This is a genomic window from Asanoa hainanensis, from assembly GCF_900188485.1.
In the GTDB taxonomy this organism is placed as follows: domain Bacteria; phylum Actinomycetota; class Actinomycetes; order Mycobacteriales; family Micromonosporaceae; genus Asanoa; species Asanoa hainanensis.
Genome location: NZ_FZPH01000008.1, coordinates 1 through 14,435 on the forward strand (window position 1 = coordinate 1; position 14,435 = coordinate 14,435).

Sequence of the window (14,435 nt, forward strand, 5' to 3'; positions counted from 1 at the left end):
GATCATCGGTGGCCCAGTCGACACCGACCGTCACCGCTCGCGCCGCGCCGCCGTCATCAGTCACACTCAACCCAAGCTCCTCCGCTGCTCAACCCAGTGGGGAAGCACCTGGTGGTTCGGGACATCACTGCCGGACGCTCATTGACGGGCGCTCAACGGCGCAGTAGCCCTGTTGCCAGTCGGGATGTCCCGGACCGCCAGACCCCGCGGAAACTCCCGCAGGCCCTCAAACCGGGGGCTGCAACGGTTGGCGATGATCTAACGGCCCAGGTGCTACCCGGCCATCCAACAACCAGGCAGCACCAGGATCACCCAATGAGCAACGGTCGCGCCCACGACGAACCCGAGTCATCCTGCTCGTGACCTTCGAAGTGCGCTCGAAGGTAGGATCTGCGCCGATGAGGACGACATTGGCTGCGGCGGTCGAGGCACTTGACGACCGTTATCCGCCCGCATGGGCGGAAGAGTGGGATCGGGTCGGTCTGGTCGTCGGTGATCCGTTGGCGCCGGTGAGCCGCGTGCTGTGCGTCGTCGACGCCGTCCCGGAGACCGTCGCCGAGGCCCGCTCCGCCGGCGCCGACCTGATCGTCGCCCACCATCCCCTGCTGATGCGCGGCGTCTCCTCGGTCGCTACGACCACCTACAAAGGACGGATCGTCCACGATCTCGTCAAGAACGACATGGCGCTGTTCACCGCGCACACCAACGCCGACGTGGCCTCGCCCGGCGTCTCGGACGCCCTCGCCGCCCGGCTCGGACTGGTCGACCTGCGCCCGCTGGTGCCGTCGAGTGTCTCGCCCGACGTGGGCACCGGCCGGATCGGGCGGCTGCCCGTGCCCCGGCCATTGTCCGCACTCACCGAGCAGGCCGCCGCCGTGCTCCCGCCCACCGCCTGGGGTGTCCGGGCCGCCGGCGACCCCGACCGGGTGATCTCTACCGTGGCGGTCTGCGGCGGCGCCGGCGACTCGTTCCTCGGCGCGGCCGCCGCCGCCGGCGTCGACGCCTATCTCACCGCCGACCTCCGCCACCACCCGGCCAGCGAGGCGGTCGCCGGAGGTGGCCCCGCGCTGCTGGACGCGGCACACTGGGCCACCGAGCGCCCGTGGCTCGACGACCTGGCCGCCTACCTGCGTGCCACGCTGGAGGTCGACGTGCTCGTCTCGGACCTCGACACCGACCCCTGGACGCTGCACGCCACGTCCGCCCGTTTCACCCCGCCGAAGGAGCCGCTCCCGTGAAGGCCGAACCAAAGGCGCAGCGCCGGCTGCTCGACCTCCAGGCGATCGACACCGCGCTGGCCCAGATCGCACACCGGCGCCGGACGCTGCCGGAGAACGGGGAGCTGGAAGCCCTGGCCCGGGAGCTGTCGGCGCTCGAGGACGAGCGGGTCCGCGCCCAGGTGGGTGTCGACGACCTCGACCGCGACATCGCCCGCATGGAGAAGGACGTCGAGCAGGTCCGCGCCCGCAAGGACCGCGACCAGGCCCGGCTGACCATGGGCGGCGGCCCGGCCCGTGAGCTGGAGGCGATCCAGCACGAGCTGGTCTCCCTGACCCGCCGCCAGTCGGAGCTGGAGGACAGCGAGCTCGAGCTGATGGAGCAGCGGGAGACCGCGCAGGGCGCGCTCGACGAGGTGCTCGGCCGGCTGGAGTCCACCCGCGGCAAGCGCGGCGACACCGAGGTCCGGCGCGACCAGCTGCTGGCCGAGATCGACGCGGACGAGCAGTCCCGGATCGCCGCCCGTGGCCCGGTCGCCGGCGACATCCCGGCCGACCTGCTGGCGTTGTACGACAAGGTCCGCGAGTCGTCGGGCGGCCTCGGCGCGGCCCTGCTCACCCACGGCCGCTGCGGAGGCTGCCGGATCGAGCTGTTCGGCGCCGACCTCGCCCGGATCAAGGCCGCCCCGGCGGACGACGTGGTCCGCTGCGAGGAATGCCGCCGGATCATGGTCCGGACCCAGGAGTCCGGCCTGTGAGTGCCCCCACCCGCGTCGTCATCGAGGCCGACGGCGGCGCGCGCGGCAACCCGGGCCCCGCCGGCTATGGTGCGGTTGTCTTCTCGCCGTCCGGTTCGGTGCTGGCCGAACGCTCGGAGGCGCTGGGCATCGCGACCAACAACGTCGCCGAATATCGGGGCCTGATCGCCGGCCTGCGGGCCGCCGTCGACCTCGGCGCGTCCGAGGCCGACATCCGGATGGACTCGAAGCTCGTGGTCGAGCAGATGTCCGGCCGCTGGCAGATCAAGAACGCCGGCCTGCGCCCGCTCGCGGCGGAGGCGGCCTCCCTGGTCAGCCGCTTCGACAAGGTCACCTTCACCTGGGTGCCGCGCGACCGCAACACCCACGCGGACGCCCTGGCCAACGCCGCCATGGACGCGGCGGCCGGCATCGCCCCGGTGTCGTCGGCCGAGCCGGCCGCGGCCTCGGCCCCACGATCGTGGGAGCCCCGCCCGATCGAGGGCGCGACCCGGATGCTGCTGGTCCGGCACGGCGAGACCGCGTTCACGTCGCAGGGCCGCTACTCGGGCCGCGGAGACGTCCCGCTCTCGACGGTCGGCGAGGCCCAGGCGACGGCGGCCGGCGTCCTGGTCGCGGCCCGCGCCCCGGACGCGGTCGCGGTGGTCACCTCGCCCCTGTCCCGCTGCCGCTCGACGGCGGAGGCGATCGCCCGCGAGCTCGGCGGCGTCCCGATCCGGGTCGACGACGACCTGATCGAGTGCGACTTCGGCTCGTGGGAGGGCCTGACGTTCGCGGAGGTACGCGCGGGGTGGGCTTCCGAGCTCGACGCGTGGCTGGCGGACCCGTCGGTCGCGCCGCCGGGCGGGGAGTCGTTCGCCGCGGTCGCCACCCGAGCCCGCCGAGCGGTCTCGGCACTGCAGGCGACGTACCCGTCGAGCGCGGTGGTCGTGGTCTCCCACGTCTCACCCATCAAGCTGATCCTGCAGGACGCGCTGGCGGGCGGGCCGGGCTTCCTGCACCGGTTGTATCTGGACCCGGCCGGCGTGTCCACGGTGGACACCTGGCCGGACGGCGGGGTAGCCGTCCGCACGGTCAACGACACCTCACACCTGCGCTGATCGGAGCCTGGCTCGGGTCCGCGACGCCGCTTCCGGCCGAGGTGGTGCACCGGGTCGCGCAGTGCCGGGCCCGGTTGGGTGATCTCGACGGTGCGTTCGACGCGTTGCGGTCGGCGCTCGAGCTCGGGTTCCGTGACCTCGATGTGCTGGTCTCCGACCCACATCTGGCGGCGCTCCGGCAGGACGAGCGCTGGCCCCTCGCGCCGCTCGCTCCCGGCCGGGCCGGGGATCTGGAGCTCTTCGCCCGTGAGGTGAAGCGGCGGGCCTTCCGGCACACGTCGGTCGACGCCGAGGTCGAGCTGCTGCGCCCCGGCGTGGATCGGTTGTCCGACGCCGAGTTCCTCGTCGGGCTGTCGCGGATCGTGGCCGCGCTCGGCGACGGGCACGCCCGGGTCGATCCTCCGGCTGACCGGGCCGACCTGCACCTGGCGGTGCCGCTGCGGTTCGAGCACTTCACGGACGGCGTGTTCGTCACGGCCGCCGCGCCGGAGCAGGCCGACCTGTTGGGTGCCGAGGTGCTGGCGTTCGACGGTGTCGAGCTCGACGAGGTGCTCGCCCGGGTCGACCGGATCGTGGGCCGCGACAACGCGTACGGCGCCCTCGCCGGAGTCACGCGCAAGCTGCCGCGGACCACGCTCCTGCACGCCCTCGGCGTCGCCCGGCACGACGACCGGGTGACCCTGTGGTTGGCCGCCGGCACCGAGGTGACCGTGCCCGCGCGGCCGGTCAGCAAGGGGGAGTCCGACGCCCGGCCCTGCCCGCCGGGCTGGAGCTTCCTGCTGGCGCCGCCGCTGCCGCTCTATCTGCGCAACGCCGGAGCGCCCTACTGGTACACCGACCAGCCCGACGACGACCTGCTGTACGTGCAGATCAACAGCGTCACCGACGACCCGGCGGAGCCCTTCGCGGCGTTCGTGGCCGGGCTGTTCGCCGATCTCGCCCGCCGGGCGCCCCGCCGGCTCGTCATCGACCTGCGCTGGAACGAGGGCGGCAACACGTTCCTCACCGTGCCATTTCTGCACCGGCTCGTCGCGTACACCGGGGAGATCTTCGTGGTCATCGGACGGCACACGTTGTCGGCGGCGCAGAACCTGAGCACGATGATCGCCAACCACACGCCCGCGCTGTTCGTCGGTGAGCCCACCGGGTCGAGCCCCAACTTCGTCGGCGAGACGGCGCCGTTCGAGCTGCCGCACAGCCGGTTCCAGGTCAACGTGTCCGACCTGTACTGGCAGACGTCGTGGCCGATGGACCACCGGACGTGGCTGCCACCAGACCTCTACACGCCACCGACGTTCGCCGCGTACGCCCGGAAGGAGGATCCGGCCCTCGACGCCATCCGTGCGCTTTCGCCTGGCATCATCTGCGAATGACCATGGGGCCGGAATCATTCACTGCCGGGTGGACCAGGCTGTGGCGGCTGGCCGAACGGCTCGGGGGAGACCCGGAGACCGTCTTCGCGCCCGTCGGCTTGTTCCTGGGTGACCCGACCCTGGCCCGCGCGTGGGGCTACGACTGTACGCCGGCGCACGCCACGACGTTCGCGGCCACGGGCGTCAACGGCGTGCACTTCTCGCTGGTCGACTGCGAGGGCGTGGCGCCGGTGGTGATGACCGTGCCGATGGCGTTCGACCAGCCGAACCACATCCTGGCGGGCGACATCCGCGAGTTCCTCGCGCTGGGCAGGAACGCGGGCTACTTCGGTCTCGAAAGCCTCGCGTACGCCTGGGACCGGCAGGACATGATCAACCGGTTGGAACGCGGCGGGCCACCCGACGACCCGACCGAGGCCGCGTTGCTCGGGCACCTGGCGGCCGAGTTCGCCCTGGAGCCCGGCCAGCACATCGCGCGGCGGATGGCGCAGTTGGAGACCATGTACGGGGCGCGCGTGCGGCCGGCCCAGGAAGCCTAGGTGGTGCTTTGACTGACGCGCTGGGCGTGGACGTCGGGGGCGTGCTCATCGTGCCGACGGACCGTTCCGAGGACACGGAGCTGTTCCATGCGCGCTACCTGGAACGACCGGAGATGCCCGGCGCGATCGACGCGCTGGCCCGGCTGGCGCGCGAACGGTTCGGCCCGCGGATGTTCGTCGTCTCGAAGTGCGGCGAGGCGACGGAGGCGCGTACGCGGGAATGGCTTTTCCAGCACCGTTTCTTCGACCGCACCGGCATCACCCTCGACCAGGTCCACTTCTGCCGCACCCGGGAGGGCAAGGCGCCGATCGCCGAGCGGCTGGGCCTGACCCATTTCGTCGACGACCGCCTCGAAGTGCTCTCGCACCTGACGACGGTGCCGCACCGGTATCTCTTCCAGCCGTCGGAGGCGGAGATCGCGCGGTTCCGCACGTTCCTGCCCGCGGTGCATCGCGTGGAATCGTGGTCCGAGCTGGCGGAGGCGCTCACCCGCTGATTTCCTTCCGGAGTCGTGTCCGATCCGGCGCGGGTCGTTCGTAGGACAGATGGCAGGCGGCCGGAAGCGGTCGCCGCGACAAGGGAGTCAGGCGATGACGCACTACTTGATCTCGTTCAACGACGGCGCGATGGACCACATCCGCGACCAGGACCTTCCTGAGGTGGGCGAGGCCGCGCACGCGGTGTGCGAGGAAGCCATCAAGGCCGGGGTGTACGTCTACGGCGGTGGCCTGCTGCGCCAGCAGGCGAGCATCGTGGCGACGGACGGGATCGTCACCGACGGCCCGTACCCGGAGACCAAGGAGGTCATCGGCGGGCTGGTGGTCGTCGACGTCCCGACCCGAGCGGAGGCGCTGGAGTGGGCAGCCAAGATCGCGGCGGCCTGCCAGTGCGCCCAGGAGGTCCGGGAGATCATGCCCGACGCCGACCTGGACGCGATGGTCCGCGAAGCCGCGCGCTAGCCGCCGCTCAGCCAGCGCCGGGCGGGGGGAGCCCTGGGGCCCGGCGCTGGCTAGGACCAGGTGCGCATGTGCCGCCTCTGACGGGCGGAGCGGGATGCTGAGCGATTCCCAGTACACGGTGGTGTGGGACTTCCTGCTCGGGACCAGGTCCGAGGCGGACACCGTGGCAGTCCTGGGCGCGGACCCGCGGTCGGACGCGGAGTTCCTGCCGGGGTTTCTGGCCGACACCATGCACCGCCGCGACGCGGACGGAGTCGAGGCCGGCCTCGGGCTGATGGCTCGCTTCGACCAGCTCGGCCCCGAACGCGTCCCGGTGCTGTGTGAGCTGCTCGTGGCTGAGTGGCACCACAGGCACGAAGACGTCGCACGGCTCCTGCAACAACTCGCGGACCCGGCGGCCGTGCCGGCGCTGCACCGCGCCGCCGAACTGGACCTGCCGTATCTCGCGTACGACGGGAATCGCGCGTTGTCCCGCAAGTGCATGTGGGCGCTCAGCGATATCCGCACCGGCGATGCGATCGCCGCGCTGGAGTCGCTTGCCCGCTCGCCCGACCTCGTCGTTCGAGATCTAGCCGCGTACCACTTGGCGAAGATCCGCAACGGCGAGCCACCCTCACCAGCGAGCCGGCGACACCGCGACCGCTGAGAGCCGCGCCGAGACGCGGATCACCTCGGGGGGACATCGCGAACTGGAAGGTGTGCGGCCAGCCGTACTGATCACCTCGATTGGTGAGGGTTGGTCGGGGACTATGTGCTCGTGAGTTTCGACCTTGTCGTGGTGGCGATCGATCCCAACGCGAGCGACGAGCAGGTGCGTGCCATGGTGCGGCGGTGCGACAGCGGTAGCCACGTCGAAGGCGAGCTGGACGACCGCATCGTCGGCTTCTACGAGAGCCTGCGGTCGCACTATCCCGACTTCCCGCCGTACGACGAGGACTCGCCCTGGATGTCGACGCCGCTTGATGTGGGCATCGATCACGTCAGCATGCAGCTGAGCTATTCGCAGCGCAGTGACCCGGCGCTGAGCCTGATCGATGAACTCGCCCGACGTTACGGACTCATGATCTACGACCCGCAGGGAGACGAGGTCACCCGGCCCGACGATGTCAGGATCCCACCAGATCCGGCGCTCGTGGCGACGTGGGAGTCGTTGAGGGCGCCCGAGAGTTGACGTAGCCACCGGCGGTGACCCTTTTGGCCCTGCTCCGGGTGGGTTTACCAAGCCGCTCCGGCCACCCGGCGCGCTGGCGGGCTCTTACCCCACCGTTTCACCCTTACCGGGCGCGTACGCCCGGCGGTTGGTTTCTGTGGCACTTTCCCGCGGTTCACCCCAGGCTGCCGACCGGCGGGTAGGCCCGCGGGCCCTTCGACTCTCGCGATGACCTCCGCCGATCGGTGCTACTCACCCTGCCCGCGGCTCTGGGATGGATGGCAGATCCGGCGCTAACAGGCGGTCGCGGACTTCCGTCCATCGGCGTCGGCGACGGCCGCATCGACCGATGCGGGTGTGATGCCGGGCGCGTGATCATGTTCGTTCATGGTTCTTTCGAGATCTCGGGAGCTCGCGGTGGCGTGGTGGAGAAAGAAGCAGCGCGACGTGTTCGAAAGCGTTCAGGTCATGTACGTCAAGGACAAGGACGAATACCCGCCCTTCTTCATCGCGAGCTGCGAATGTGGCTGGTCCGGTGAGCAGCGGCCGGACGAACCGGGCGCCGAGGAAGCAGCCTTCGCCGACGCACACGCCCACGCCGACGTCCACGCGGAGATCATGCCGATCGAGGTGGTGCCGGAGGTCGCCTATCCGATCGACCACCCCTGACGCCAGCTGGTTCTCGGTGATCCGAGGGTTCGGGGGACGTTCTACCGGAGCTCGTAGGTGAACCGCTCGACTGGGTCGTGCCGTTCGTCCCGCTCTACGACGTCATCCAGCACCTTGCGGATCCGGTCGTACAGCTGCGGGCCAAGCTGCCGTCGACTGACGTCGGCGTCGTGCCAGACGAGGTGAACCGGTCGTTCGATGTCGGCGGAGAGCCGATCCCACAGTGCGTCGAGGTTGCGACCGTAGTAGGGACCGAAGTCCAGCCGGCTCGCCAACGCCTGGTGGAAGTCAAGCTCCGTTCGCACCTGGCTGCCGGGTATCTCGACGAGCACGTCGGCTCCCATGACGATCGGGCCGTTCCACCCTGCGGTCACGGCATTCGGCCGCACGGTATCGCTCATGAGGCAGCGGCGCCCACCAATTGCCTCTGCTCGGCGCCCGTTTCCGGGGGTCCGGCGCAAATTCGCGGCGTTCGGCGCGTGCGACGAGCGTTGCCGGCGGTTCGTGCGCCCGCCGAAAGCCGACGACCAACCATCGCGCTAGCCGACCATCCATGGCGCCGACTGGCCGACCGGACGCTTGACGGGCGTCGATTCGACAGCCTACGTTCGGCGCGTACAGGAAAGAAGCCTTACTGTTTCCTTCCGACAGGAGTCCTGATGCGCAGAATTGCCGCCGTGGCGGCCGTAGCAACGCTCCTCGTGTCCGCTCTCGGTTCGGTGCCGGCCTCGGCGTCCGAACGCAAGGGCCAGAGCTTCCGCCAGGTCGGCTACTTCACCCAGTGGGGCATCTACGGCCGGGCGTTCCCGGTCAAGAAGCTCGACACCTCCGGCGCCGCCGCGCGGTTGACGCACCTGAACTACGCGTTCGGCAACGTCAGTCCCGACGGCAAGTGCTACGTGGACGGTGCGGCGCCCGAGGGTGACTCGTGGGCCGACTACCAGCGGACCGTGCCCGCGGAGGAGAGCGTCGACGGCGTCGGCGACAACTGGGGCGAGCCGCTCAACGGCAACTTCGGCCAACTCCAGAAGCTGAAGGTCAAGTACCCGAAGCTCAAGGTCATGATCTCGCTCGGCGGGTGGTCGTGGTCGACGCACTTCTCCGACGCCTCGCTCACCGACGCCTCGCGCAAGACCTTCGTCTCGTCCTGCATCGACCTCTACCTCAAGGGCAACCTGCCGAACCCCGACGGCAGCGCGGGCGGGCCGGGCACGCTCAAGGGCGTCTTCGACGGCATCGACCTCGACTGGGAATGGCCGGGCTCGCCCGGTGACGTCGACACGGTCTACCGCCCCGAGGACAAGCAGAACTTCACCAAGCTGGTCGCCGAGTTCCGCAAGCAGCTCGACGCGTACGGCAAGAGCCAGAAGAAGCACTTCGAGCTGAGCGCGTTCCTCCCGGCGAACCCGACCGCCATCGACGCCGGGTTCGAGGTTCCCAAGATCATGAAGACCCTGGACTTCGCGACCATCCAGGGGTACGACTTCCACGGCACCTGGGAGGCGACCGCCAACCAGCAGTCGGCGCTGCGCATCCCGGCCGGTGCGCCCGGGCCGTCGTTCTCGATCGAGAACACCATCGACGCTTGGCGGGATCGCGGCGCGCCGCGCGACAAGCTGGTCGTCGGCATCCCGTACTACGGCCGCGGCTGGACCGGCGTGACCGGCGGGCGCAACGGCCTGTTCGGCACGTCGACCGGTGGCGCCGCGCCGGCGACCTTCGAGGCGGGCTCCGAGGACTACAAGGTGCTCAAGACCAAGATTGGCACCGACGGCTACCGGGTCTACCGCGACCTGCGCGCCGGCACCGCCTGGCTCTACAACGGCACCACCTTCTGGACGTACGACGACCCGGCGGTGCTGCTCCAGAAGGCACTGTGGATCCGCTCCGAGCGGCTCGGCGGTGCGATGGTCTGGTCGCTCGACGGCGACGACGACAACGCGACCTTGACGAAGACCCTGCACCTGGGGCTCTGGACGCCGTAGGCCATTCGGCGCAACTGAAGAGCCGTTCAGCGCGTCGGCTCCGTTGAACGGCGAGTTATGTCACACCGGACAGATAACCTCCGGCCGTCAAAACGAACCATGACGGCCGGAGGTTTGTCATGAGTGATCCAGAAACACCCGCACCCGGGCCGACGGTCGCCCGCGCCAAAGACAAGAGCGCGTGGAACTGGCTGCTGTTCGTGCCGATCGTCGTCCCGCTGATCACGCCGCTGTTCAACAACGACTCGCCGCGGCTGTTCGGCTTCCCGACGTTCTACTGGCTGCAGCTGCTGTTCATCGTGCTGGGCGTGTCGACGACCACCGTCGTCTACCAGATGACCAAGAAGCGGCGGTGAGCACGATGGGCGACCACGTAACCGAGATCGTCATCTTCAGCGTCCTGTTCCTGCTGGTCAGCGGCATGGGCTTCGTCGCGGCCCGGTGGCGGGCACCCAACGACATGGCCCACCTCGACGAGTGGGGCCTGGGCGGGCGCAGCTTCGGCGGCTGGATCACCTGGTTCCTCGTGGGTGGCGACCTCTACACGGCGTACACCTTCGTGGCGGTGCCGGCCCTGCTCTTCGGTGCCGGTGCGGCCGGCTTCTTCGCCGTCCCGTACACGATCATCATCTATCCGTTGGTCTTCCTGGTCCTGGTGCGGCTCTGGTCGGTCTCGCACCGGCACGGCTTCGTGACGCCGGCCGACTTCGTGCGGTCCCGCTTCCAGTCGCCGACGCTGGCGCTGCTGATCGCGATCACCGGCATCGTGGCGACGATGCCCTACATCGCGCTGCAGCTCGTCGGCATCGAGGCCGTGCTCAAGACCATGGGCGTGACCGGCGACAGCGCGATCGCCCGGCACCTGCCGATCATCATCGCGTTCGCGATCCTCGCGGCCTACACCTACCAGTCCGGGCTGCGGGCGCCGGCGCTGATCGCGTTCGTCAAGGACACGCTGATCTACATCGTGATCCTGGTGGCGATCATCTATTTGCCTTACAAGCTGGGCGGCTGGGGCTCGATCTTCGACGCGGCCGACGCCAAGTTCGACGCCTCGCCGAATCCCAACGACGGCATCCTGCTGACCGCGGCCAACCAGTGGCAATACATCACGCTGGCGTTGGGCTCGGCGCTCGCGCTGTTCCTCTACCCGCACAGCCTCACCGGCGTGCTGGCCAGCAAGAACCGCGACGTGATCAAGCGCAACATGTCCGCGCTGCCGGCCTACAGCCTGTTGCTCGGCCTGATCGCGCTGCTCGGCTTCATGGCGATCGCGGCCGGGGTCAAGCCGCTGCCCGGCGCCAAGGAGGGCTCGGTCGACAGCAACACGGTGGTGCCGCTGCTCTTCGACCAGCAGTTCCCGTCGTGGTTCACGGGCATCGCGTTCGCCGCGATCGGCATCGGCGCCCTGGTGCCGGCCGCGATCATGTCGATCGCCGCGGCCAACCTGTTCACCCGCAACATCTACAAGGAATACCTGAAGCGCGACGCGTCGCCGGCGCAGGAGGCCAACGTCTCCAAGATCACCTCGCTGGTGGTCAAGGTCGGCGCGGTCGCCTGCATCGTCTTCCTCGACCCGCAGTTCTCGATCGACCTCCAGCTCATCGGCGGCGTGATCATCCTGCAGACGCTGCCGGCGGTCGCGCTGGGCATCTACACCCGGTGGTTCCACCGCGGCGGCCTGATCGCCGGCTGGGTGGCGGGCATGGGCCTGGGCACGTGGATGCTCTACCAGGTCCCCAACGCCGCGACCGGCCGAGCGCACTTCGGCGGCTCGGCGTTCTCACTCGACAAGTTCGGCTTCGACACCAAGACCACCGTGTACGTCGGTCTGGTCGCCGTCGCCGTCAACCTGGCTGTCGCCGCCCTGGCCACGCTCGCGCTGCGGGCCGGCAAGGTGCCCGACGGCGGCGACGACACCGTGCAGGACGACTACTTCGCCGACGAGGGCGACCCGCGGGTCTCCGTGCCGGCGCAGCCGACCAGCACCGACCCCGACCTCGACCCGGCACCGTCCCCGAAGGTCTGAGCGCTTCATGGGCGCCCCCTGTTGCCTGTCGACAGGGGGCGCCCATGATCTCTAGGATCAGCGGCATGTTCCTCCTTCGTGCGTAGGACGACGCCGGCCCGCTTCGCGCGGCCCTCCGGCGTCCCTACTCCCGCTCTCCCCGAGGAACAAAGCCATGTCCTATCGCGCCGTGCTGCGTACTCCGCATGCCCTGCGAACCTTCGTAGCGGCCCTGGTCGGCCGCCTCTCCTACGGCGTCGTCTTCGTCTCCCTCACGGTCGCCGTCACCGGCGCGACCGGTTCCTACTCCCTGGCCGGTGTCACGATCGCGCTGTTCGGGCTCGGCGTCGTCCTGGTCGCGCCGCTGCGCGCGGGCCTGATCGACCGGTACGGACCACGGCGGGTCCTGCCGCCACTGGCGGGTGCCTACGCCGTCCTGCTGGTCGCACTGGCGGCCGCGACCTGGCGACCGGGCGCGCCGGCCGGGCTCCTGCTGGCGCTGACCGCGTCGGCGGGCGTCTGCTCGCCACCCCTCGGCCCGATCATGCGCGCGATGTGGAGCAACCTGCTGCCCGACCCGGCCGCCCGGCAACGCGCGTTCGCCCTCGACACGGTCGCCGAGGAGCTCTTGTTCGTGACCGGCCCGGTGCTCGCGGGCGTCTTCATCGCGGTGGGCCACCCGGCCCTCGGCGTAGCGGTCAGCGCGCTGCTGGTGATCACCGGCACGCTGGCGATGGTCTCGTCACCGGCCGCCGCCTCCTGGCCCCGACCCTCGTCCGGTCCGGTGGCGGGCCGCCTGCCCGGCGGTCGGGGGCTGGTCGAACCGGTTCTCGTGGCGGGCGGGCTCGGGCTGGCGTTGGGCGCGGTCGGACTGCTTGTCGTCGCGTTCGCCGCGGGCCGGGGCCAGACCGCTGCGGTGGCCTGGGTGGAGGCGGCCCTGGCGGCCGGGAGCGCGTTGGGCGGCCTCGCCTACGGCGCTCGGAACTGGGCGTTGCCGCACCGTCAACGGCTCGCCCTCCTGGCGCTGGCGGTCGCGGTGGTCCTGGCGATCACCGGGCTGGCACCGGGCATCGTGGCGTTGGCCGCCGGGATGGCGCTGGCGGGGGTGTTCGTGGCACCGGCACTGACGACGGCCTACCTGCTCGCCGACCAGGAGGCGCCGCCGTCGGCCCGCACCCGGGCGGGCACCTGGGTGAACACGGCCTTCAACGCGGGGTCCTCGGGCGGCACGGCGGCGGTCGGCCTGCTGATCGGGCGGGTGCCGCTGGCGTGGTGCTTCGCGGTGGCCGCGCTTCCGGTCCTGCTCTCGGTCGGCGCCATCCTGGCGCCGCGGTCACAGCGCGGGCAGCTGGTCGCGCTCGGTCGTTCGCCGGCCGTTGTCGAGGAAGAACATGTACTCCCGTAGGTGATCGGCTAGCTCGCCGTCGACGTACGCGCGGTAGTCGAGCAGACCGGTCGCGGCCTCCCGCTCGTCTTCGTTGCCAGCGTGCCATCGCCCGTAGGCGTCACTGATCCATTCCAGGAGTCGGCCCCGGTCCCGCCACCAGGCGCGGACCAGGTCCGGCGTCCAGTGCGCGTCACCGTCGTACGCCCAGCCGTTGCACGGGTCCTGGTTCATTCCGCGGACGACGTCGGCGAGCTCGGCCTCCGAGCGGGGCTGGCGGTAGAGGAACTCCGTGTCGTACTGGTTGTCGGCGCCGTAGAGGATGTGCCGGGGTGCGTGGAGCCGGCCCACCCAGCAGTTGTCGGTCAGCGCGGCGTAGATGGGCCCCGGCACGTTGCGCCAGTTGCGGTCCGCCCAGGTGCCGTACCAGTGCGGGTTCAGGTCGAGGTGTGGCGTCGGATCCCAGTAGCCGGTCAACGTGGCTCCGTCGGTCAGGTGAAGGCGTGGACCAGGAGATAGAGGCCGATGCCCGTGCCGAAGACGACGATGATCGCCTTGAGGACGCCGCTGCGCAGGCGGCGGGCCAGGCGGGCGCCGAAGTAGCCGCCGAGGATCGTGGCCGGCGCCAGGACCGCGACGGTGGCCCAGTTGACCGGGCCGAAGAGCGCGAACACGACGACCGTGGTCAGGCCGACGGTGGCGGACAACAGGTTCTTCACGGCGGTGACCCGGGCCAGCGACTCGTCGAGCACCAACGCCAAGCCGGCGACGAACATCACACCGAGCGCGGCGCCGAAGTATCCACCGTAGACACTGCCGATCGCGACCATCCCGTGCAGCATCGCCTGCTGCCGGGCCGGGCTGATCCGGGCCGGATGCCCGACCACCCGGCGGAGCTGGTCCTGGAAGGCGAGCACTGCGGTCGCGCCGAGCACCAGGAACGGCACCACCTTGTCGAACGCCGAGTCCGGGGTGATCAGCAGCAGCACGCACCCGGCGATCGCCCCACCGACGGCGGTCGGCAGCAGGAGAACGGTCCGCCGGACCTGCCCGCGCAGTTCGTGCCGACTCCCGTACACGCTGGCGAAGTAGCCCGGACACACCGCGACGCTGTTGCTGACGTTGGCGGGCACGGACGCGAGCCCGACGCCGAGCAGGGCGGGGAAGGTGATCAGCGACCCCCCACCGGCGATCGCGTTCATCAGGCCGGCCGCGAGCCCGGCGGCGACCAGCAACACGGCTTGGGAGAGATCCATCGGAGGGCAGCCTAGCCGCACCGGTACGATGGGGCA

At 70.3% G+C, this 14,435-nt stretch carries 17 protein-coding genes; 14 read left to right on the top strand and 3 right to left on the bottom strand.

Annotation, left to right across the window (positions count from 1 at the left end):
- Positions 1 to 398 precede the first annotated feature (398 nt).
- The 10 genes from CHC05_RS20075 to CHC05_RS20120 all read left to right on the top strand — a co-directional run bounded on the left by CHC05_RS20075 (position 399) and on the right by CHC05_RS20120 (position 7,766).
- Positions 399 to 1,238 carry a Nif3-like dinuclear metal center hexameric protein gene (locus CHC05_RS20075; protein WP_089251092.1) on the top strand — a complete coding sequence of 280 codons (840 nt, stop codon included), beginning with the start codon at positions 399 to 401 and terminating at the stop codon, positions 1,236 to 1,238.
- Positions 1,235 to 1,975, top strand: a complete 741-nt coding sequence (locus CHC05_RS20080) for a zinc ribbon domain-containing protein (protein ID WP_089251094.1) — start codon at positions 1,235 to 1,237, stop codon at positions 1,973 to 1,975. Before CHC05_RS20075 ends, CHC05_RS20080 begins: the two co-directional genes overlap by 4 nt.
- Positions 1,933 to 3,075, top strand: coding sequence for a bifunctional RNase H/acid phosphatase (locus tag CHC05_RS20085; RefSeq protein ID WP_089251096.1), 1,143 nt, complete (start codon positions 1,933 to 1,935; stop codon positions 3,073 to 3,075). Before CHC05_RS20080 ends, CHC05_RS20085 begins: the two co-directional genes overlap by 43 nt.
- Before the next feature lie 44 nt (positions 3,076 to 3,119).
- Positions 3,120 to 4,448 (top strand): S41 family peptidase, encoded by a 1,329-nt coding sequence (locus CHC05_RS20090; protein ID WP_144022690.1) that lies wholly within the window; start codon positions 3,120 to 3,122, stop codon positions 4,446 to 4,448.
- Positions 4,445 to 4,987, top strand: a complete 543-nt coding sequence (locus tag CHC05_RS20095) for a hypothetical protein (protein WP_144022691.1) — start codon at positions 4,445 to 4,447, stop codon at positions 4,985 to 4,987. Before CHC05_RS20090 ends, CHC05_RS20095 begins: the two co-directional genes overlap by 4 nt.
- An 8-nt stretch (positions 4,988 to 4,995) precedes the next feature.
- Positions 4,996 to 5,484, top strand: coding sequence for a hypothetical protein (locus CHC05_RS20100; RefSeq protein WP_089251102.1), 489 nt, complete (start codon positions 4,996 to 4,998; stop codon positions 5,482 to 5,484).
- 94 nt (positions 5,485 to 5,578) lie between these two features.
- Complete coding sequence (locus CHC05_RS20105; RefSeq protein ID WP_089251104.1) at positions 5,579 to 5,947, top strand: YciI family protein; 369 nt, start codon at positions 5,579 to 5,581, stop codon at positions 5,945 to 5,947.
- Positions 5,948 to 6,041: 94 nt separating this feature from the next.
- The gene (locus CHC05_RS20110; RefSeq protein ID WP_089251106.1) at positions 6,042 to 6,593 is read left to right on the top strand and encodes a HEAT repeat domain-containing protein; all 552 of its coding nucleotides are present in this window, start codon (positions 6,042 to 6,044) and stop codon (positions 6,591 to 6,593) included.
- A 111-nt stretch (positions 6,594 to 6,704) separates the two neighbouring features.
- Complete coding sequence (locus tag CHC05_RS20115) at positions 6,705 to 7,118, top strand: hypothetical protein (protein WP_245871078.1); 414 nt, start codon at positions 6,705 to 6,707, stop codon at positions 7,116 to 7,118.
- 426 nt (positions 7,119 to 7,544) lie between these two features.
- Complete coding sequence (locus CHC05_RS20120) at positions 7,545 to 7,766, top strand: hypothetical protein (RefSeq protein ID WP_144022692.1); 222 nt, start codon at positions 7,545 to 7,547, stop codon at positions 7,764 to 7,766.
- A gap of 41 nt (positions 7,767 to 7,807) precedes the next feature.
- Here the strand turns inward: CHC05_RS20120 and CHC05_RS20125 are convergent, their stop codons facing one another.
- The gene (locus tag CHC05_RS20125; protein WP_179266284.1) at positions 7,808 to 8,140 is read right to left on the bottom strand and encodes a barstar family protein; all 333 of its coding nucleotides are present in this window, start codon (positions 8,138 to 8,140) and stop codon (positions 7,808 to 7,810) included.
- Positions 8,141 to 8,425: 285 nt separating this feature from the next.
- On the opposite strand from CHC05_RS20125, the gene CHC05_RS20130 reads away from it, so the two are divergent.
- The 4 genes from CHC05_RS20130 (at position 8,426) to CHC05_RS20145 (ending at position 13,164) form a co-directional block, all read left to right on the top strand.
- Positions 8,426 to 9,751 carry a glycoside hydrolase family 18 protein gene (locus tag CHC05_RS20130; RefSeq protein WP_089251112.1) on the top strand — a complete coding sequence of 442 codons (1,326 nt, stop codon included), beginning with the start codon at positions 8,426 to 8,428 and terminating at the stop codon, positions 9,749 to 9,751.
- A gap of 119 nt (positions 9,752 to 9,870) precedes the next feature.
- Entirely contained in the window at positions 9,871 to 10,107 is a 237-nt protein-coding gene (locus CHC05_RS20135; RefSeq protein WP_089251114.1) for a DUF3311 domain-containing protein, read from the top strand.
- A 5-nt stretch (positions 10,108 to 10,112) separates the two neighbouring features.
- Positions 10,113 to 11,780 (top strand): monocarboxylate uptake permease MctP, encoded by a 1,668-nt coding sequence (gene mctP / locus CHC05_RS20140; protein WP_089251630.1) that lies wholly within the window; start codon positions 10,113 to 10,115, stop codon positions 11,778 to 11,780.
- 154 nt (positions 11,781 to 11,934) lie between these two features.
- The gene (locus CHC05_RS20145; protein WP_179266285.1) at positions 11,935 to 13,164 is read left to right on the top strand and encodes an MFS transporter; all 1,230 of its coding nucleotides are present in this window, start codon (positions 11,935 to 11,937) and stop codon (positions 13,162 to 13,164) included.
- On the opposite strand, the gene CHC05_RS40830 is transcribed toward CHC05_RS20145, so the two are convergent.
- Complete coding sequence (locus tag CHC05_RS40830) at positions 13,093 to 13,620, bottom strand: ferredoxin (protein WP_144022693.1); 528 nt, start codon at positions 13,618 to 13,620, stop codon at positions 13,093 to 13,095. The genes CHC05_RS20145 and CHC05_RS40830 overlap by 72 nt on opposite strands.
- A gap of 14 nt (positions 13,621 to 13,634) precedes the next feature.
- Entirely contained in the window at positions 13,635 to 14,399 is a 765-nt protein-coding gene (locus tag CHC05_RS20150) for a sulfite exporter TauE/SafE family protein (RefSeq protein WP_089251116.1), read from the bottom strand.
- Between the last annotated feature and the right edge of the window lie 36 nt (positions 14,400 to 14,435).

What these genes read in the sequence shown, in the direction of transcription:
- CHC05_RS20130 (WP_089251112.1), top strand. Translation starts at nt 8,426, where the DNA reads ATGCGCAGAATTGCCGCCGTGGCGGCCGTAGCAACGCTCCTCGTGTCC.
- CHC05_RS20150 (WP_089251116.1), bottom strand. Translation starts at nt 14,399, where the DNA reads ATGGATCTCTCCCAAGCCGTGTTGCTGGTCGCCGCCGGGCTCGCGGCC.
- mctP (WP_089251630.1), top strand. Translation starts at nt 10,113, where the DNA reads ATGGGCGACCACGTAACCGAGATCGTCATCTTCAGCGTCCTGTTCCTG.
- CHC05_RS20135 (WP_089251114.1), top strand. Translation starts at nt 9,871, where the DNA reads ATGAGTGATCCAGAAACACCCGCACCCGGGCCGACGGTCGCCCGCGCC.
- CHC05_RS20095 (WP_144022691.1), top strand. Translation starts at nt 4,445, where the DNA reads ATGACCATGGGGCCGGAATCATTCACTGCCGGGTGGACCAGGCTGTGG.
- CHC05_RS20085 (WP_089251096.1), top strand. Translation starts at nt 1,933, where the DNA reads ATGCCGCCGGATCATGGTCCGGACCCAGGAGTCCGGCCTGTGAGTGCC.
- CHC05_RS20145 (WP_179266285.1), top strand. Translation starts at nt 11,935, where the DNA reads ATGTCCTATCGCGCCGTGCTGCGTACTCCGCATGCCCTGCGAACCTTC.
- CHC05_RS20105 (WP_089251104.1), top strand. Translation starts at nt 5,579, where the DNA reads ATGACGCACTACTTGATCTCGTTCAACGACGGCGCGATGGACCACATC.
- CHC05_RS20075 (WP_089251092.1), top strand. Translation starts at nt 399, where the DNA reads ATGAGGACGACATTGGCTGCGGCGGTCGAGGCACTTGACGACCGTTAT.
- CHC05_RS20110 (WP_089251106.1), top strand. Translation starts at nt 6,042, where the DNA reads ATGCTGAGCGATTCCCAGTACACGGTGGTGTGGGACTTCCTGCTCGGG.